This is a genomic window from Micromonospora sp. WMMD882 (assembly GCF_027497255.1).
Taxonomy (GTDB): Bacteria; Actinomycetota; Actinomycetes; order Mycobacteriales; family Micromonosporaceae; genus Micromonospora.
The window spans coordinates 60,609-78,930 of sequence record NZ_CP114903.1 but is presented as its reverse complement, the minus strand read 5'-3'; the positions used below and the strand labels follow the sequence as shown (position 1 = coordinate 78,930).

At 73.6% G+C, this 18,322-nt stretch carries 16 protein-coding genes; 6 read left to right on the top strand and 10 right to left on the bottom strand.

Going from position 1 to position 18,322, the window contains the following annotated elements; all coding sequences use genetic code 11:
* Window positions 1–370 precede the first annotated feature (370 nt).
* The 3 genes from O7606_RS00360 to glnA form a co-directional block, all read right to left on the bottom strand.
* Complete coding sequence (locus tag O7606_RS00360; RefSeq protein ID WP_281596969.1) at window positions 371–3,721, bottom strand: ATP-binding protein; 3,351 nt, start codon at window positions 3,719–3,721, stop codon at window positions 371–373.
* A gap of 108 nt (window positions 3,722–3,829) precedes the next feature.
* Complete coding sequence (locus tag O7606_RS00355; RefSeq protein WP_281596968.1) at window positions 3,830–4,255, bottom strand: DUF350 domain-containing protein; 426 nt, start codon at window positions 4,253–4,255, stop codon at window positions 3,830–3,832.
* Window positions 4,256–4,334: 79 nt separating this feature from the next.
* The gene (glnA, locus tag O7606_RS00350) at window positions 4,335–5,684 is read right to left on the bottom strand and encodes a type I glutamate--ammonia ligase (RefSeq protein WP_281599411.1); all 1,350 of its coding nucleotides are present in this window, start codon (window positions 5,682–5,684) and stop codon (window positions 4,335–4,337) included.
* Window positions 5,685–5,960: 276 nt separating this feature from the next.
* On the opposite strand from glnA, the gene O7606_RS00345 reads away from it, so the two are divergent.
* Together O7606_RS00345 and panB are read left to right on the top strand one after the other, a co-directional pair.
* Window positions 5,961–7,724: an NAD+ synthase gene (locus O7606_RS00345; protein ID WP_281596967.1), complete on the top strand. Its 1,764-nt coding sequence runs from the start codon at window positions 5,961–5,963 to the stop codon at window positions 7,722–7,724.
* Between the two features lie 120 nt (window positions 7,725–7,844).
* A complete protein-coding gene (gene panB / locus O7606_RS00340) occupies window positions 7,845–8,681 on the top strand; it encodes a 3-methyl-2-oxobutanoate hydroxymethyltransferase (RefSeq protein WP_281596966.1) in 837 nt (278 codons plus the stop codon).
* Window positions 8,682–8,760: 79 nt separating this feature from the next.
* On the opposite strand, the gene npdG is transcribed toward panB, so the two are convergent.
* From npdG to O7606_RS00315, 5 genes are all read right to left on the bottom strand, one after another.
* Entirely contained in the window at window positions 8,761–9,459 is a 699-nt protein-coding gene (gene npdG / locus O7606_RS00335; protein ID WP_281596965.1) for an NADPH-dependent F420 reductase, read from the bottom strand.
* 124 nt (window positions 9,460–9,583) lie between these two features.
* Window positions 9,584–10,117 (bottom strand): hypothetical protein, encoded by a 534-nt coding sequence (locus O7606_RS00330; protein WP_281596964.1) that lies wholly within the window; start codon window positions 10,115–10,117, stop codon window positions 9,584–9,586.
* 388 nt (window positions 10,118–10,505) lie between these two features.
* Window positions 10,506–11,930 (bottom strand): RNB domain-containing ribonuclease, encoded by a 1,425-nt coding sequence (locus tag O7606_RS00325; protein ID WP_281596962.1) that lies wholly within the window; start codon window positions 11,928–11,930, stop codon window positions 10,506–10,508.
* 105 nt (window positions 11,931–12,035) lie between these two features.
* Window positions 12,036–12,959, bottom strand: coding sequence for a histone (locus O7606_RS00320; RefSeq protein WP_281596961.1), 924 nt, complete (start codon window positions 12,957–12,959; stop codon window positions 12,036–12,038).
* Between the two features lie 80 nt (window positions 12,960–13,039).
* Window positions 13,040–13,240, bottom strand: coding sequence for a hypothetical protein (locus tag O7606_RS00315; RefSeq protein ID WP_281596960.1), 201 nt, complete (start codon window positions 13,238–13,240; stop codon window positions 13,040–13,042).
* Window positions 13,241–13,619: 379 nt separating this feature from the next.
* On the opposite strand from O7606_RS00315, the gene O7606_RS00310 reads away from it, so the two are divergent.
* The 3 genes from O7606_RS00310 (at window position 13,620) to O7606_RS00300 (ending at window position 15,082) form a co-directional block, all read left to right on the top strand.
* Window positions 13,620–13,991: a hypothetical protein gene (locus O7606_RS00310; protein ID WP_281596959.1), complete on the top strand. Its 372-nt coding sequence runs from the start codon at window positions 13,620–13,622 to the stop codon at window positions 13,989–13,991.
* Window positions 13,988–14,470, top strand: a complete 483-nt coding sequence (locus O7606_RS00305; protein ID WP_281596958.1) for a roadblock/LC7 domain-containing protein — start codon at window positions 13,988–13,990, stop codon at window positions 14,468–14,470. The genes O7606_RS00310 and O7606_RS00305 overlap by 4 nt, the downstream gene beginning before the upstream one ends.
* Window positions 14,471–14,611: 141 nt before the next feature.
* Complete coding sequence (locus O7606_RS00300) at window positions 14,612–15,082, top strand: OsmC family protein (RefSeq protein WP_281596957.1); 471 nt, start codon at window positions 14,612–14,614, stop codon at window positions 15,080–15,082.
* Between the two features lie 353 nt (window positions 15,083–15,435).
* Here the strand turns inward: O7606_RS00300 and O7606_RS00295 are convergent, their stop codons facing one another.
* Window positions 15,436–16,488, bottom strand: coding sequence for a LacI family DNA-binding transcriptional regulator (locus O7606_RS00295; protein ID WP_281599410.1), 1,053 nt, complete (start codon window positions 16,486–16,488; stop codon window positions 15,436–15,438).
* A 154-nt stretch (window positions 16,489–16,642) separates the two neighbouring features.
* Window positions 16,643–16,831: a hypothetical protein gene (locus O7606_RS00290; RefSeq protein ID WP_281596956.1), complete on the bottom strand. Its 189-nt coding sequence runs from the start codon at window positions 16,829–16,831 to the stop codon at window positions 16,643–16,645.
* Between the two features lie 301 nt (window positions 16,832–17,132).
* Between O7606_RS00290 and O7606_RS00285 the strand changes: the two genes are divergently transcribed.
* Window positions 17,133–18,320, top strand: coding sequence for an ROK family transcriptional regulator (locus O7606_RS00285; protein WP_281596955.1), 1,188 nt, complete (start codon window positions 17,133–17,135; stop codon window positions 18,318–18,320).
* Window positions 18,321–18,322 lie beyond the last annotated feature (2 nt).

Below are 18,322 nucleotides of genomic sequence, written 5' to 3'. Positions count from 1 at the left end.
GGAGCTGCCCCGGACATGGGGCACGGAGATCCCGCACGCCCCTCCCCGGTTCTCGTCCAAGGCTCGTCCGACCCGGCCGGATCCCGGCCGACTTCCCGTGCCCGACCCAGGGCCTCGGCCGACTTCCCACGCCCGACCCCAGGGCCTCGGCCCACCTCCCACGCCCGAGCCAGAGCCGCTGTCCCATTTTTCCGGGGACGCTGCCCCATATCCGGGGCAGCTCGACAGGGGCCAGACGAGCGCACCCTGTGACCAACGCCCGGCCGCGGGATGAGCCGGGCGCGCCGAGATCGGTAACCGCAGGTCCGGGCCCCGGGCGGGCGCTGACCGCAGCGAGTTGGCCGGGACCCGATGGTCCACTGACCGTCGGCTACCGAGCCCGACGGTCACCGCCGACCGGGTCCGGCCCCCGCCGCCACGGCCGACCGGACAGCTCCTCGTCCGGCGCTACCAGCCGGCGCAGCCGGTCGATCAGGTCGGGGCGGCTCGCGGCGAGCCAGGGCGTCAGCCGGGCGACCTCCGCCGCCGCGTACCGGTACCGGGCCAACCCCCGCTCGGTGAGCCGGACATGCGCCTCGGCCAGCAGGAGTTCGAGCCGGGGATTGGTGTCCGCCGGCAGCCGGTCGGCGGCGACGTCGACCAGGTCGGCGAGGTCCCGGTCGGTGTCCGGGTCCCGCCCCAGGAAGGTCAGGCAGCACCGGAAGAAGGCCGAGCCGCTCGTGACGTCCCACGGGTCGAGCCAGGTGAGCTCCCGGAGCACCGGGACCACCGCGTCCGGCCGGATCACCGGATCCACGGTGAGCACGCCGAGCAGCAGCGTCATCACCTGGTTGAGCTGTCGATGGGCCATGAACGGGCTGGACGTCGCCACCTGCGCCACGGGCAGGTACCGGTCCGCCCCGCTCGTCGCAGTCGACCGCCCCAGCCACATCCGCAGCAGCAGGTGCAGGGCCGACTGCCAGCCGGGCCCCCGGTTGACCAGCATGGCCAACGGGAGCCCGTCCTCCCCGGCGGACGGCTCCAACGCGTGCAGCAGGAAGTCCGGGCCCCACTCCCAGCACTCGAAGTTCGCCGTACGGCGCAGCTCCGGGATCTCCAGGCCCACCCGCACGGCCTCGCCACTGAACCCGTACGTCCAGCCCGGGTCGGGGGGCTGGGGTTGCCAGTCCGGATCGGCGAGGCGGAGGCGGATGTCGCGCCGGTCGCCGTCGGCGCTCCGGTCGAGGGCGAGCGCGGCGGTCAGCCCTTCGTGCTCGCCGGCGAGCTGGGAGCGCCAGAGCAGGGCCTGCGACCGCCACGGCGTCCGGGGGTCCGTGGCGTCCGGGTAGAGGTCCCGGCCGTGGATCTCGTCGGCCGCGCAGAGCAGCAGCACCAGCAGGTTCGCGCTGTACGCGGCGTGCCGGGCCGGCACGGACAGCGCCCGGGGCCGGTACGTCTCGAAGCGGCGCGGCGGGCGCGGATCGTGCGCCGCCCGGAACAGCCGGAGCAGGAGCTCGGTGGCGTCGGCCCGTCGGTCGTCGTCCCAGGACCGGACCAGCTCGGTGAGGAACGTGACGATCGGCGCGCGTTCGGTCAGGGTGGCGCCGGACAGCAGCGCGGCGAGCGGATCGTCGTCGACGGACGGCAGCAGGCTGCTGGCGGCGGCCACGGCGGTCAGGTCCCCCAGGACCAGGGCGGTCGTCCGGGCCACCAGGTACTCGCCGAAGGTGGCGTGCAGGAACTCGTACGTGGCGACCCGGGCGTCGTCCCGGGTCGCCTGGGAGCGGTGCACGAAGAAGAACCGCCCGAGGACGACCTCGGCGGGGCGCAGCGGGGCCCGCAGGTCCACGCCGCCGCGCCCGGACGCCGGCCCGCCGGCCAGGAAGGGCAGCCCGGACAGGTCCGCCTCCAGGTCGTCCTCGGTGATCCACTGGACGCCCCGGTTGAACATGCCGAACGCCACCACCGCCAGCCGGCGCAGCTCGTCCTCGGTGGCCCGGCCCAACTCCCGCCCGGTCAGGCCCGGCCGGTGCTTGGTCACCTCCCGCCGGGCGAAGCTGCCCAGTAGCCGCTCGTACAGCTCGCTGCGGCGCAGCTCACCGGCGGCGGGCAGGTCGTGGCCGGCGGCGGCGTACAGCGCCAGCATCAGCAGCAGCAGCGGCTGACCGGCCAGCTCCGGGTGGGCGAGCACCGCTTCCGGGTCCAACGGGGGTACGCCGAGCGGGGCGAACCGGTCACTGTTGGCCCGGTTCCAGGTGGCGACCCAGCGGCGTACCCGGGTCTCGTCGAACGGCTCCAGCCGCAGCGCGACGGTCTCCGGCGGTGGGGTGGCCCGGTCGGCGACGCTGGTACGGGTGGTGACCAGCACCGCCACCGGGCGCCCCTGCCTGGCCTCCCGCCGCTGGAACCTGGCCACCCGGAGCAGGTAGTCGGTCTGGGTCACGCCGGTGGCCTGGAGCAGCTCGTCGAATCCGTCGAGGAGCACCACCGGCAGCGCGTCCCCGGCGGAGCGGACCAGCGCCGGCCAGTCCAACCGTTCCCCGGTGTCGTACCGGATCGCCTGTTCGATCTGGTCCTGGAGGTCGGCCTCGGCGCTGACCTCGCGCAGCGGCACCCGGACCACCAGGAAGTCGGCGGCGGGAAGCTGGGCGGCGAGCACCCGGGTCAGCACCGACTTGCCCGAGCCGGGCTGCCCGAGCACCAGCAGCGGCGCCCGGGTGGCCACCGACCCGGTCAGGTGGCCGGCGAGCAGCCCGGCCAGGTCGTCCCGGACGTCCTGCCCGGCCCACCACTCCTCGTCGCCGGGCCGGGCGCTCTGGTCGAGGACCGCCACCCGGCACCGGGGCGGCAGGTACGCCTCACCGAGCAGCGGCACCCGGAGCCCGTCCGGGGCCTCCGCCGACTCGACGATCGGCCGGTCGAGTTTCGCCAGGTGCGCCCGGGCCAGGGCGGTCCGCTGCTCGTCCGGCAGCCGGCCGGTGGAGATCGCGTCCAGGGTCCGGCGCAGGTCGCCGAGGCCGGCGGCGAGTTGGCGCACCTCGTCCCGGGTGGCGGTGTGCTCGTGCACCCCGGACCAGTAGGCCACCTCGGGGAAGTCCACGGCCAGCGCGGTGAGCAGGTCCCGGTGCCGGGCCACCGCGTCGGCCGGCAACCGGGCCACCGACTCATGGAACGCCCGTTGGTGGTGGGCGGGCAGCCGGTCCCAGGCGGCCAGGCCGGTCACGTGCTCCGCCAGCCGCGCGCCGAGCTCCCGGTAGTGCCCGGCCAGCGTGTCGCGCAGCCGCTCGTACGGCAGGTGGGCGCCGGGGACCCGGGCGGGCAGGGTGAACATCTGCGCGACCGCCCCGCGCAGCGGCGGGACCGCCAGCGGCGCGGCCCCACCGCCGGCCAGGGCGAGCTGCTCAGACCTGTCGATCTCCAGGTCGGCGAGGGCGAACGGCAGGTCGGCGGAGCGCAGCGCCTCGAAGAAGGCGGTCACCACGAGGACCGCGTGCGCCGCCTCCAGCCGCTGGGTGCGGCCGTACCGGGACAGGCCGGAGCGCTGCTCGCTGAGCTGGCGCAGCAGGTCCCGGCCGAGCCGGACGAGCTCGGCCTTGGCGTCGAAGAGCCCCAGCAGCGCCGGCGCCGGCCCCGAGCCGGCCAGCAGCGCCCAGCCGGCGAGCCTGTCGAACGCCTCGACGAAGCGGCTGCGCTCGCCGCCGAGCAGCCGTACCGCGTCCGCGTAGCTGAGTCTGTCCCCCACGCCCACTCACCCCCACCCGAGATCTTGGACACTTACCGTCCACATACGACGGTAAGTGTCCAAGATCTGCCGGCCGGCGGGCGGCGCGGGGCGGGGTGGGGTGGGCGGTCAGGCGATGCAGGCGCAGACGATCAGGGCGGCGCCGAAGTGGGTGGCGGCGCTGACCCTGCCGGCCGGGTGCGGCTCGTCGGCGCAGATGATCTCACCGAGCTTGCCGGGGGTGAGCAGGTCGAGCACCACGAAGGCCAATCCCATGATCAGCAGGCCGACCAGCCCGAAGACCACCGTGGAGGCGAGACCCCGGCCGAAGTCGTCATAGCTGGTGAAGATCGCGGTGAACACGATCGCGGCGATGCCGAGCTGGTTGGCGGCCAGCAGCAGCGCCGCGTTGCCGTTGCGGCGCGCCCAGATCAGGTCCCGCAGGCGGCCGGGTGTCAACACGTCGACCAGCGCGAACCCGGCCGCCATCAGGGCGACCCCGACGATTCCGAACACGACGCTCTGCACCGCTCCGGTGAACAGATCCTCCAGCACCGACTGCCTCCCACGGGGGTGTGCCGGTCAGGGACGCCGGCAACGTGGTCGAGACGATAGCGGCAGCCGGCAACCCACGTCAGAGGGAGAGGTACCGCTGCCGCTCGTACGGGGTGACCTCGCGGCGGTACTGCTCCCACTCGGAGCGCTTGTTGCGGAGGAAGAAGTCGAAGACGTGCTCGCCGAGCACCTCGGCGACCAGCTCCGAGCCGGCCATCACGTCGATCGCCTCGGACAGGTTCTCCGGGAGGGCCTCGTAGCCCATCGCCCGGCGCTCGGCGTTGGACAGCGCCCACACGTCGTCCTCGGCGCCCGGCGGCAGCTCGTAGCCCTCCTCGATGCCCTTGAGCCCGGCCCCGAGCAGCACCGCGAAGGCGAGGTACGGGTTGGTCGCCGAGTCCAGCGACCGGACCTCCACCCGGGCCGAGTTCGGCTTGCCGTACGCGGGGACGCGGACCAGCGCGGACCGGTTGAGGTGCCCCCAGCAGACGTACGCGGGGCTCTCGGTGATCCGGTCCGGCAGGGCCTGCGGGAAGAGCCGCTTGTACGAGTTGACCCACTGGTTGGTGACGGCGGTGTACTCGCGGGCGTGGGTGAGCAGCCCGGCGATGAACGACTTGGCGACCTTGGAGAGCTTCATCGGGTCGTCGGAGTCGTGGAAGGCGTTGCGTTCCCCCTCGAACAGCGACAGGTGGGTGTGCATGCCGCTGCCCGGCTGGTCGGTGAACGGCTTCGGCATGAAGGTGGCCTGCACCCCGGTGGAGAGCGCGACCTCCTTGACCACGTGCCGGAAGGTCATGATGTTGTCGGCGGTGGTCAGCGCGTCGGCGTAGCGCAGGTCGATCTCCTGCTGGCCGGGGGCCACCTCGTGGTGGCTGAACTCCACCGAGATGCCGATCCGCTCCAGCGACAGCACCGCCTGCCGGCGGAAGTCCCGGGCGACGGCGTGCGTGGTGTGCTCGAAGTAGCCGCCGGTGTCGACCGGGACGGGCACCGAGCCGTCCTGCGGGCCGTTCTCCAGCAGGAAGAACTCGATCTCGGGGTGGGTGTAGAAGGTGAAGCCCTTGTCGGCGGCCTTGGAGAGCATCCGGCGCAGCACGTGCCGCGGATCGGCCCAGGAGGGGCTGCCGTCGGGGAGCAGGATGTCGCAGAACATCCGGGCGCTCTCGCCGCTGACCCCGCCCTCGAACGGGAACACCTGGAAGGTGGTCGGGTCGGGCATGGCCACCATGTCGGACTCGAAGACCCGGGCGAAGCCCTCGATCGCCGAGCCGTCGAACCCGATGCCCTCCTCGAAGGCGGCCTCCAGCTCGGCCGGGGCCACCGACACGCTCTTGAGCGTGCCGAGCACGTCGGTGAACCACAGCCGGACGAAACGGATGTCCCGCTCTTCCAGCGTACGGAGGACGAACTCCTGCTGACGGTCCACTGCCACCCCTCGTACCATCTCCGCCGGTCGTCGGATTGACACCGACCCGGACTGACCGACCAGTCTTCACCGACCTCGTTACGCAGACGTTACGCGACCGGAGAGCCGGCGTCCTGTCGTGTCCCACGCTGGGGCCGCGTCCCGACACCGTCTCCACTGGCAGTGTGGCGCAGCCCCCGACGGCCCCGCCCACCGGGACCGCCCCCGACCACCCGACGGACCTGCCGGTCGCCGGCCCGCCGTGTCGAGGCGGCCCGGCTGGGGCAAGATGAGGACATGCCCACCCTGCGCCTCGCCCTCGCCCAGGTCAACCCCACGGTCGGCGATCTGGCCGGCAACGCCGAGCTGGTCCGCCGGTGGACCCGGCAGGCGGCGGACGCCGGCGCCCACCTGGTCGCGTTCCCGGAAATGGCGCTGACCGGCTACCCGGTGGAGGACCTGGTCTTCCGGCGGTCGTTCGTGGCCGCGTCGCGGGCCGCGCTGGACCGGCTCGCCGCCGACCTGGCCGCCGACGGCCTCGGTGACCTGCCGGTGGTGGTCGGCTACCTGGACGCCGACGGGCCGCCGCAGGTCAGCGCGGACGCCGAGCCGGGCCGGGGGGCGCGCAACGCCGCCGCGCTGCTGCACGGCGGGAGGGTCGCGGCCACCTACTTCAAGCACCACCTGCCCAACTACGGCGTCTTCGACGAGGACCGCTACTTCGTGCCCGGGGACACCCTGACCGTGGTCCGGGTCGGCGGGGTGGACGTGGCGTTGACCATCTGCGAGGACCTCTGGCAGGCCGGGGGCCCGTTCGCGGTGGCCCGGCAGGCCGGGGTCGGGCTGGTCGTCACCATCAACGGCTCGCCGTACGAGCTGAACAAGGACGACGTACGACGGCCGCTGGTCAGCCGGCGGGCCGTCGAGGCCGGGGCGGCCATCGCGTACGTGAACATGATCGGCGGGCAGGACGAGCTGGTCTTCGAGGGCGACTCGATGGTGGTGGCCGCCGACGGCACGCTGCTCGCCCGGGCCCCGCAGTTCGTCGAGCACCTGCTGCTGCACGACCTCGACCTGCCGGGGGCGGCCGACGCGGACGCCCCCGAGGCCGGTGAGCTGGCCGACGGGATGCGGGTCCGCCGGGTCCGGGTCGGCGGTGACGTCCCCGCCCCGGCCGGCCCGGCCGCCGTCGGCGGGATCGTCGAGCCGGCCGCCGAGGAGGCCGAGGTGTGGCAGGCCCTGGTGCTGGGGCTGCGCGACTACGTCGACAAGAACCGGTTCCCCTCGGTGGTGCTGGGCCTCTCCGGCGGCATCGACTCGGCGGTGGTGGCGGCGATCGCGGTCGACGCGCTCGGCCCGCAGCGGGTGGTCGGGGTCTCCCTGCCCAGCCAGCACTCCTCGGAGCACTCCCGGTCCGACGCCGCCGACCTGGCCAAGCGGACCGGCCTGGACTACCGGGTCGAGCCGATCCAGCCGATGGTGGACACCTTCCTGGCGAACATGTCACTGTCCGGGGTGACCGTGGAGAACCTCCAGGCCCGGGTCCGGGGGGTGATCCTGATGGCGTTGTCGAACCAGGAGGGGCACCTGGTCCTCACCACCGGCAACAAGAGCGAGCTGGCGGTGGGCTACTCCACCCTCTACGGCGACTCGGTGGGCGGCTACAACCCGATCAAGGACGTCTGGAAGACCCTGGTGTGGCGGCTGGCGAAGTGGCGCAACGCGGACGCCGCCCGCCGGGGCGGGACGCCGCCGATCCCGGAGAACTCGATCGGCAAGCCGCCGAGCGCGGAGCTGAGCCCCGGCCAGCTCGACAGCGACACGCTGCCCGACTACGCGGTGCTCGACCCGATCCTGATCGGCTACGTCGACGGCGACCTGGGCCGGGACGGTCTGGTCGGGGCCGGGCACGACGCGGCGGACGTGGACCGGGTCCTGCGGATGGTGGACACCGCCGAGTACAAGCGCCGGCAGTCCGCCCCGGGCACGAAGATCTCGATGAAGGCGTTCGGCCGGGACCGCCGGCTGCCGATCACCAACCGCTGGCGCGAACGGAGCTGAGCGGCCCGCCGTAGGCGGCTGTGACATCCTGCACTGCGCCCTGCCGGGGCGCCCGGCGACGGTGGGACGATCGCAACCGACCCGGGGACCGCGGACGCGGCCTCGAGGAGAGGAGCGAACATGTCCGACGCAGAGGTGACCGCGCTCTACGGTGGTCCGGCGACCCGGCGGGTCCGGACCCGGGACCTGCTGGCCGCCAAGGAACGCGGCGAGCGGTGGCCCATGCTGACCGCGTACGACCAGTACACGGCCGCGATCTTCGACCAGGCGGGCATCCCGGTGCTGCTGGTCGGCGACTCGGCGGCGAACAACGTCTTCGGGTACGAGACCACCCTGCCGGTCACCGTCGACGATCTGCTGCCGCTGGTCCGCGCGGTGGTCCGGGCCACCCGGCATCCGCTGGTCGTCGCGGACCTGCCGTTCGGCTCGTACGAGGAGGGGCCGACGCAGGCGCTGCGCACGGCGGTGCGGTTCATGAAGGAGGGCGGCTGCCACGCGGTGAAGCTGGAGGGCGGCCGGCGCTGCGCCCCGCAGATCCGGGCGATCACCGACGCGGGCATCCCGGTGATGGCGCACGTCGGGTTCACCCCGCAGTCCGAGCACACCATCGGCGGGTACCGGGTGCAGGGGCGCGGCGGGGCCGCCGACGACGTGCTGGCCGACGCCCGGGCGGTGGCCGGGGCGGGCGCGTTCGCGGTGGTGCTGGAGATGGTGCCGGGCGAGGTGGCCAAGCGGGTGACCGGCGAGCTGACCATCCCGACCGTGGGCATCGGCGCGGGCCCGGACACCGACGCGCAGGTGCTGGTCTGGCAGGACATGGCCGGCCTGCGCGGCGGGAAGGCGCCCCGCTTCGTCAAGCGCTACGCCGACCTGGCCGGGGTGCTGACCGACGCGACCCGCCGCTTCGCCGACGAGGTACGCGCCGGCGAGTTCCCCGCCGCCGGGCACACCTTCTGACGTACGCCCGGCGGCGCGACACGCGTTCCGACCGCGTCGCGCCGCCGCGGCCCGGCCACCGGCCGCGCCGCGCGTCGGCTCACACGTCGGTGACCCGGATCCCGGCGTGCGCCTTGTACCGCCGGTTGATGGCGATCAGGTTGGCGGTGAACGCCTCGATCTGGTGGGCGTTGCGCAGCCGTCCGGCGTAGATGCCCCGCATGCCGGGGATCCGGGCGGCCAGCGCGGCGACCACTCCGGCGGCCTCCCGGTCCTCGGCGCAGATCAGCACGTCCAGGTCGATCCGGTCGATCTCCGGGTCGGCCAGCAGCGGCGCGCTGACGTGGTTGAACGCGGCGCACACCCGGGAGTCCGGCAGCAGCGCGGCGGCCTGCTGCGCGGCGCTGCCCTCCTCCACCGGCAGCGCGTACGGGCCCTGCTTGTCGAAGCCGAGCGGGTTCACGCAGTCCACCACGATCCGGCCGGCCAGCGGCCCGGCGAGGGCGGCGACGGTGGCGGCGTGCCCGGCCCACGGCACCGCGACGATCACCACGTCGCTGCCCCGGGCGACCTCCTCGTTGTCGGCCCCCCGGACGGTGGCGCCGGCCGCCACGCCGGGCAGCGCGGCGATCTCCCGCGCCGACTCCTGCGCCCGCCCGGCCGACCGGGAGCCGATCAGCACGGTGTGCCCGGCCCGGGCGAACCGGTAGGCGAGCCCCCGCCCCTGGTCTCCGGTGCCGCCGATGATGCCCACGGTCAGCCCGGACACGTCGGGCAGCGCGCTGGCGTCGTATCCCATCCCCTCATCCTCGCACGACGCGAGGAAGGGGCCGGGCGCTGAACCGCTGCCAGCCGGTCCAGCCGCGACCTGGTGGTGGTCCAGGTCCCGACCAGGACGGCCCACCACCCTGTCGGAACCGCGGCTAGTTGGCCACGTCGAGAATGAACCTTTCGTGGGCGCCGCCGTTGGGGCCGAACCTGGTGGCGTCCTCAAGGTACTGACAGTTGGCTATCCCGCCGCCCTCGTTGGTGGCAGCGGTCACCCGGTCGGCGACCATGCGCAGGAACACACCCGGAAAGACCGTCGCCGACTCGAAGGAGAACGAATCGCCCGACTGCGGGAAAAGCTTGAACTTTTCGTGGGTGTCCGCGCCGAACTGGCAGTTGACCGTCCCACCGCCGGACCCCCCGGGCACCAACCCGGCGCCATCCATGCGCAGGTACACGTTTGGCCAGGTCACCGACTCGAAGGAAAATGAGCCGTCCGCGTGCCGGTGGAGCCGGTATTTCTCCAGGGGCCCCGCGCCGAACTGGCAGTTGACCGTCCCACTGCCAGACCCGCTGAAGCTCGTCACCTCGGCGCCGTCCATGCGCAGATACACATTCGGAAAGAACCACGATTTGATGGTGATCGGCGTGTCCCCGAGCGCGGCGAAATCCGCTAGCGACAACGGCATGACGTCCCTTCCTTCTCTTTCTGGATAATCCTCACCGTAGTCGGATCATCACCCGCTGGTAAGTCCGGCGCTTGGCGCGGGGCGCGCGTAACGACGATGGTGGGCGCATGCAGCAGAACCGAAATAAACAGTTATGTCGGAATCGCTGTGGTCGGCGAGGGCCGCGGCGGCCAGCCCACGGATCACCGCCACCCCGGCGGGATGGCCGGCTTGCGGCAGGACGGCCCGCCGTCAGGAGGGATTCGCCCGCCCGGTCCGGCTGGCCGGTCCGGCGGCCCGCCGACGCCCGAGGCAGCCCGCTTCACCGTCGTGGCCGCCGTGCTCCGCTTCGGCGTGGTGGCCTTCTTCTGCGCCGTGCTCTTCCTGACACCGCAGCGGCGCAGCGGCGTCAGGCGCGGGCGAAGGCGACCGTCCGGGTGGTCGGGTCGGCGGTGACCAGCCGGACGGTGACCCGCTCGCCGAGCGGCAGCTCACCGGCGCACCTGGCACGCACCGGCGGCGCGTCCAGGGCGACCGTGCCGCCCGGCGCCCGGCCCGGCCGGGTCGGCGGCGCGTCCACGTCGACCACGGCCGCCTCGAACGTCTCCCCCACCCGGTGCTCCAGCAGCACCGCCTCGGCGAGCTCGATCGCGCCCCGGCCGGCCGCTCCGGCGGCCCGGTCGGTGACGGCCATCGTCTGCGGCAGCTTCGGCAACGCCGCGCGGGCCCACTCCGGCACCGGACGGTCCTCGTGCAGGGCCAGGCAGACCTCGGTGGCGTACCGGTCGGCGAGCCGGCGCAGCGGCGCGGTGACGTGCGCGTACGCGGCGGCCACCCCGCCGTGCCCCGGCTCCGCCGGCGGGTCGCCGTCGAACGCGGTGTACCCGGCCCCGCGCATCAGCTCGGCGGCGGCGTCCACGAACGCCGCCGCCCGGGGCCGCGTCGGGTCGAGCCGGGCCAGCACCTCGCCGACGCCCAGGCCGTCCGGCCAGTTCACCCCCAGCGGTACGGCGACCGCGCGCAGCCGGGCCACCGCCTCCGGTTTCGGGGCGGGCATGGCGCGCAGCAGTCCGATCCGGCCGGCGAGCATGAGGTCGGCGGCGGCCATCCCGGTGAGCAGGGAGATCTGGGCGTTGTGCTCCTCCATCGGCGCCGGCCCGCGCAGCACCAGTCGCCAGCCGTCCCCGTCGGGTTCGACGTCCTGCTCCGGCAGCGGCAGGTTGATCGCGCCCCGGCGCAGGCCCCGGGCCGTCAGCAGCGCGCCCAGCTCGGGCAGGAGCGCGATCGGCTCGGCCAGCCGGCCGGCGTCGGCGTCGGCCTGGACGCCGGCGTAGTCGAGTTTGGCGCGGCTGCGGACCACGGCCCGTTCCAGGTGGACGCCGACGGTGGCCGCGTCGGCGTCCAGGTCGATGGTCCACAGCACGGCCGCCCGGTCGACGTCGGGCAGCAGGCTCGCCGCGCCCTCGCTGAGCGTCTCGGGGTGCAGCGGCACGTTGCCGTCGGGCAGGTAGACGGTCTGCCCACGCCGCCAGGTCTCCGCCTCCAACGCGCCACCGGGCCGGACGTGGGTGGCGACGTCGGCGATCGCGTACCGCACCCGGTAGCCGCCGCCGGCCCGCCGGGTCAGGCACATCGCCTGGTCCAGGTCACGGGAGGCGGCCGGGTCGAGGGTGACCAGCGGGACGTCCCTGCGGTCGGCGTACGCGGGCAGCGGGCGCGCCGCCGCCCCGTCCGCCTCGCGCTGCGCCTCGGGCGGGAACCGGTCGGGCAGCCCCAGCTCCTGCCGGAGCGCGCCGAAGTCGATGCGGGGTGCGAGTACGCGTCGGAGGACCACGCGGTCAATCCTGGCAGCGCGCCGCCCGTTGCGCGCGGTCACCGGACGGTCGTCGGGGACCGGGTCGACCGGCGACGGCCCGGTCCCCGACGGGAACCGGGCCGCTCAGCCCCGTACCCCTCGCTTGCCGCCGCCTGCCGCGCGGGCCCGGACGGCCGGCGGCTCGACCGTGGTCCGGCCGGCGGCGGCCTTCCGGCCGGCGGTCTTGCGGGCTGCCGTGCTCCGCTTGGTGGCGGCGGTCGACGTGCCGGCCCGGCCGGTGCCGGTGGAGGCGGCTTTCGTGGCGCGCGCGGCCGGCTGCGTGGCGCTGGACGAGGCTTTGGTCGGCCGGGTCGAGGCGGCCTTGCGGCCACCCGGGGTGGACTTCGCCGCCGTGGCCTTCCGACTGCCGGGTCGGGCCGCCGCCTTCTTCGCGACGGCCTTCTTCGCGACGGCCTTCTTCGCCGCGCCGCTCTTCTTCGCCACCGTCTTCTTCGCCGCGCTGGCCTTCGTCGCCACCGCCTTCTTCACGCTGGTCTTCTTCGCGGCGACGGTTTTCTTCGCGGCCGTCTTCTTCGCGGGGGCCTTCTTCGCGGGGGCCTTCTTCGCGGGGGCCTTCTTCGCGGGGGCCTTCTTCGCGGGGGCCTTCTTCGCGGGGGCCTTCTTCGCCGCCGGGCTGGTCTTCTTCGCCGTAGCGGTCTTCGTCGCGGCGGTCTTCTTCGCCGCCGTGGCGGTCTTCTTCGCGGTAGCGGCCTTGCCGCCACCAGCCTTGCCCGCACCGGTCTGCTTCGCGGTGGCGGTCTTCTTCGGCGCGGAAGCCGGCTTCGCGGTCGTCGCGGCGGCCGTCCGCGTCGTGCTGGCGAGCCGGCCCGGGGACGCCGTCCGCGCCGCCGTCGTCGTCCGCTTCGCTGCCGTGCCCGACGCCGCGGAGGTGGACTTCCGGACCGGGGTCGTCCGGCTCGCGCCGGTGTTCCGCTCCGCCGCGGCGGTCTTCTTCGCGGTGGTACGGCCGGTGGCCGGGCGGGTCGTGGCCCTGGTTGCTACGGCCATCTCGTTTCCTCCTTGGGGACGTCCGCTCGCGGGACTCCACGTGGAGCCCGGAGTTCCTCGGCGCGGACGTCCCGCGCCGCCTATCTGTCCTCCCCCGCCCAGCGAGCGTCCTCGGCCTCCCACGCCTCGTTGCGCTCCTGCACCTTCTGCAGGGCGTTCGCGGCGTCGTCGGCTGAGGGGTAGGGACCGAGCACGTACTTGGCCGGACACACGTCGGCCACGGTCTCGACCCGGTGGTGTCGGGTGCACCAGTAGTGGTTGCCACGTCCGCTGTCGCTCATGGGATCACTGTGCACCGTGTGGCGGCCGGCCGCCACCGGATCACGGGAAGCCGCCGGTCGCCTCCACAGTAGAGGCGTCCGGCGCGGCGCGGGCCGAAACGGCGAAGAAAGTCGCCCCACCGGGGCGGGACCGGGCGGTCCGCGTAGTCGACGCCCACTAACAGATCGGGCCGGGCGCGGCCATCCACCGGACGGCACCTCTTCGTCGCCCAGCCGGCGCCCGGCGTCGGCTGGTCAGGCAGTTGGGCAGGTCGCCGGGTGCTTTCCTCGAACCAGTGTGCCAACCTCTTCCCAATGTTTCGCACGTGTTGCCCGGATCGTGACGATCCACCTGCGCACGGTGCCGAACGACGCAGTTCATCCGACAGGGGGGAAGTTCGTGGCGAACCTTGACGTCGCCCTGAAGAACGCGATGCAGATCGAGGGGGCGATCGGAGTCGCGCTGGTGGACTACACCAGCGGCATGACGCTCGGGGTGGCCGGGGGCACCGCCGAGCTGGACCTGACGGTGGCCGCCGCCGGCAACACCGACGTGGTACGCGCCAAGATCCGTACCATCGAGATGCTCAACCTCAACGACGAGATCGAGGACATCCTCATCACGCTCGGCGCGCAGTACCACGTGATCCGGCCGCTGACCGGCCGCAACGGCAAGGGCCTCTTCCTGTACCTGATGCTGAGCAAGAGCCGGGCCAACCTGGCCCTCGCCCGGCACCAGTTGCGCGGCGTCGAGGAGAGCCTGGAACTGTGAGCAGTGGCGTCCCGGGCGAGGGGACCCTTCCGCGGCGGAACCGGTCGACCGGCGTCCTGCCCCCGCTGGACCGTCTCCCGCCGTCCCTGGCCGGGAACCGTTCCCTGCCGTACCCGGCGATCGACACCGAGCTGGCCGAGCTGCGGCTCCAGATCCCCGGCGTGACCGGTTGCGTGCTGGGCGGCGTGGACGGCCTGCTCATCACCCACACCATGCCCGACGGGGCGCGCCCCGAGGATCTGGCCGCGCTCGCCGCGAGCACGTACGGCCTGGGCCGCCAGATCGGCCTGAGTCTCGGGCAGGGCCCGTTCCGGCAGTCCACCGTCCGTAACGCCACCGGCTACCTGAGCGTCTACGCGGTCACCGACCAGGCCCTGCTGGCCGTGGTCGGCCAGGACACCGTCAACGTGGCCCGGCTGCACCTGCACGCGCCGGGCGTGGCCGACCGGCTAGCCGCGTTGCTGGCCGGCAACCGCTGACCCGCTGCTCCCGCTGCCCCCACCACCGGCCGGCCGTCGCGGGCGGGACCCGTCCCGTCCGCGACGGCCGCGCCACCCCACGGCCGCGCCCATGCGCGCCCGCCGCTGGCCCCGCGCCCGGCGAGACGGCAGGATCGCGGCATGACGAGACTGCACTCGTACGAGACGGTGGTGACCTGGACCGGCGACCGGGGCACCGGCACCAGCGGGTACCGCGACTACGGCCGGGAGCACGAGTTGACCGCCGAGGGGCCGGCTCCCATCGCCGGCAGCGCCGATCCGACGTTCCGGGGCGACCCGGCCCGGTGGAATCCGGAGCAACTGCTGGTCGCCTCGCTCGCCCAGTGCCACATGCTGTCGTACCTGGCGCTGTGCGCCCGGCACGGCGTGGTGGTCACCGGTTACCTGGACCGGGCGCGCGGGTCGATGTCGACGCAGGGCGGTGGCGGCCGGTTCACGTCGGTGGTGCTGCGCCCCGAGGTCCGGGTGGCCTCGGCCGCGATGGTGGAGAAGGCCGTCGCCCTGCACCACGACGCGCACGAGGGCTGCTTCATCGCCAGCTCGGTCGACTTCCCGGTCACCCACGAGCCGACCGTCACGGTCAGTGGTTGAACTCTGATCACCGATCAGACCTCACACCCTGTGGCGGCCCGCCTTTGCTCTGCACCCCCGGACGCACCAACAACCACTGGTGACCGGCGCGTACACGGGTGCAGAGCAAAGGGAACGAAGGGGTGGGGTTGTGTCGGCGGCTCGTCACGGTAGGTGACGACATGGGCGACTGTGGGATACCCGCCGGCGGGATGAGGGCGGCACCGGCGGACGGGCGCCGCAGGACCGGAGAGTCAGGCGGAGCGTCCGAGCGACCGTGGTAGGGGCCCGGCCGAGAGCCGACCGGGAGAAGGGCCGAGAGCCTGGACGAGAGGCATGGCCGAGCGCGGGGGCGCTCTCGACGCGTCGGTCGGTCAGCGGGGTGGCGGCGGGGCGCTGCTGCCCCGGACGACCAGCTCGACGGGGAGCAGGACCTGCTCGGCGGTGACCGGCCGCCCGGCGCGGCTGTCCTCGATGGCCCGGGTGAGGGCCGCCGCCGCCACCCGTCCCTTGGCCTGGACGTCCTGCCGGACGGTGGTCAGGGCGGGACGGACCTGGACGGCCAACGGGTTGTCGTCGAAGCCGACCACCGACAGCTCGTCGGGGACGCGGATGCCGAGCTCCTCGGCGGCCTGCAGGACGCCGTAGGCGATCGCGTCGGAGAAGCAGAGGATGGCGGTGGGCCGGTCGGGACGGTCCAGCAGCAGTCGCGCGCCGGCTTTCGCCTGCTCCAGGGTGGCCCCGGCCTGGCGGGCCAGCAGCGGGGTGACGCCGGCGGCGTCGAGCGCGTCGCGCCAGCCCAGCAGGCGCTGCTTGGAGGCGTGCCCGTCGAGGATGACGTCCTGGGGGCTGACCAGCCCGTGCGGGCCGTGCAGACCGGACAGCAGCAACCCGACCGACCGGTGACCGAGGTCGAGGAGGTGCTGCGCGGCGGCCCGCGCGCCGGCGCGGTCGTCGACGTTGACGGCGGGACTGCCCTCGACCGGGTCCTGGTCGACGTAGACCAGGGGCAGCCGGCGACGGGTGAGGTACTGCACGGCGGTGGAGGTCGGATCGCAGGAGTAGACCAGCGCGCCGTCCATCGCGACGTCCCGCGCGGGGATGACCGCGCCGTCGTCGGACGACGTCAACAGGGTCAGCGCCAGCCCGGTCGGGCCGAGCTGCTCGGCGATCGCGCCGAGGAAGCTGGTGGCGACCAGGTCGGTGAAGGCGAAGCGGAGCGAGGAGGTCAGGACGATGCCGACCGCTCCGGTGGTGCCCTTGGCCAGGGCCCGGGCGGCGGGGTCGGGGCCGACGTAACCGACCTCGCGGGCGGCGTCGAGAATGCGTTCGCGCAGCGCCGCGGAGAGCTGATCAGGCTTGGAGAACGCATTCGACACGGTCATTCGGCTGACGCCGACGCGATCGGCGATCGTCTGGAGGGTCACCCGGGCCGCCACGTCACCACCAGTCCTTGGATCTACGACCGCCGCCGGTGACCGGAAGGGGTCGCCGACGGCGGATGGTCTGCGCTGTCGCGGCGCGGGCCACGCGGACGTGGCGGCGGACGCCGGCTGGTCATGGACTGCTGATCAGAGCGTATCAAACGGCGGAGCGCGCCGGCCGGACCGCGTCCGCGGTGCGGGCCAGGCCCCGGGCCAGCGCCTCGCGCGCGGCCCGGACCCGGCGCGGCTTCTCGACGTGCGGGACGACCGGGGCGTCGGGTCGGGCGCTGGCGAACTCGAAGTCGAGGTCGTTCATGGCGGTGACGAAGGCGGCGGGCATTTCCACGGCGATCTCCTGACTTCCGGCGCTGTCTTCTGTACCGATACAGTAAATCCGTTTTCTATACCGGTCAAGAGATTCGCTTGACCGGTATAGAGATTTTGGTGGTCAGGCCCCCCGGTCGGGCCGCCGTCCGCCCCCGACGGGTGGCTACGGTGGGTGAGCACACCCCCGCACAATGGCGTGACCAGGGGTTTTGTCCGTCGACTCCCGACGCGGACGCGAGGGTCCGAAACAATGTCACGACTTGGCAACAAGCCGGGGCCTGGTCTTGTTCAGGGGTTTGTTAGCCCCCTGTACTAACCAGGTGACGTGCACTGATGAGGCGGCGACGACCGCAGTCGAGGGGCCGGAGACCCCGGCTCGCCGTGGTCTCCCCGGCCGGGTCCGCTCCGGCGAGAAGGTGCGCCCGGAGCAGGTCCGGGTGCACAACCGGGAGCTGCTGCTGCGGACGCTGTACCGGGAAGGCCCGCACAGCCGGGCGGACCTGGCGCGGCGGACCGGGTTGACCCGGGTCTCCGTCTCCGACGTGGTGGGCGAGCTGCTCGCCGACGACCTCGTGGTCGAGGTGGGCGTCCGCTCCGGTACCCGCCCCGGAAAGCCGGCCATGATGCTGGAGTTCCACGAGCGTGGCCACCAGACGATCGCCCTGGACCTCAGCCACTCGACGCTCTACCGGGGCGCCGTGCTCGACCTCGGCGGCACGGTGGTGGCCCGGCAGGACGTCGAGATCGCCGGCAGCGCCGGCGACGACGCCCTGGCGAAGGTCGTCGGCCTCGTCGGGGCGCTCCGCGAGCAGGTGACGGCCCCGCTGCTCGGGGTGGGTGTCGGCACGCCCGGCATCGTCGACGTCACCGGCGTCGTGCTCAGCGCCCCGAACCTGGGGTGGAAGGATCTCGGCCTCCGGGCGGCGCTGGCCGAGCGGTTCTCCTGCCCCGTCGTCGTCGCCAACGACGCCAACGCCACCGCGCTCGCCGAACGCAGCTACGGGCGCAGCGCGGCGGACACCCTCCTCATCCGGGTCGGCGTCGGCGTGGGCGCCGGGCTGCTGCTCGACGGCGTCCCCGTGCTGGGCAGCCGGTTCGCCGCCGGCGAGATCGGCCATGTGGTGGTCGACGTCGCCAGCGAGCGGCAGTGCGTCTGCGGCAAGGCCGGCTGCCTGGAGACGTGGCTGTCGACCCGACGCATCCAGGACGACCTCTCGCACGCCCGTACCGACGCCGAACGGGACGGGGTGCTCGCCGGCGCGGGCGAGTCGCTCGGCATCGTCCTCGCGCCGATCGTGGCGGCGCTCAACGTCTCGGAGATCGTGCTCAGCGGACCTCGCCGGGTGCTGGAGGGGCCGCTGGCCGAGGCGGTCATGGAGACCATCCGTCGACGTGCCCTGACCGAGGTGCACGGCGACATCGTCCTGCGGCTGTCCGACCTGGGCGACGACATCGTCCTGCGCGGCGCCGCCGCCATGGTGATGGGCCACGAGCTGGGCCTGACCTGACC

Coding starts and splice junctions, on each gene's coding strand:
- O7606_RS00300 (WP_281596957.1), top strand. CDS start 14,612: ATGACGAGACTGCACTCGTACGAGACGGTGGTGACCTGGACCGGCGAC.
- O7606_RS00320 (WP_281596961.1), bottom strand. CDS start 12,959: ATGGCCGTAGCAACCAGGGCCACGACCCGCCCGGCCACCGGCCGTACC.
- O7606_RS00345 (WP_281596967.1), top strand. CDS start 5,961: ATGCCCACCCTGCGCCTCGCCCTCGCCCAGGTCAACCCCACGGTCGGC.
- O7606_RS00315 (WP_281596960.1), bottom strand. CDS start 13,240: ATGAGCGACAGCGGACGTGGCAACCACTACTGGTGCACCCGACACCAC.
- panB (WP_281596966.1), top strand. CDS start 7,845: ATGTCCGACGCAGAGGTGACCGCGCTCTACGGTGGTCCGGCGACCCGG.
- O7606_RS00330 (WP_281596964.1), bottom strand. CDS start 10,117: ATGCCGTTGTCGCTAGCGGATTTCGCCGCGCTCGGGGACACGCCGATC.
- npdG (WP_281596965.1), bottom strand. CDS start 9,459: ATGGGATACGACGCCAGCGCGCTGCCCGACGTGTCCGGGCTGACCGTG.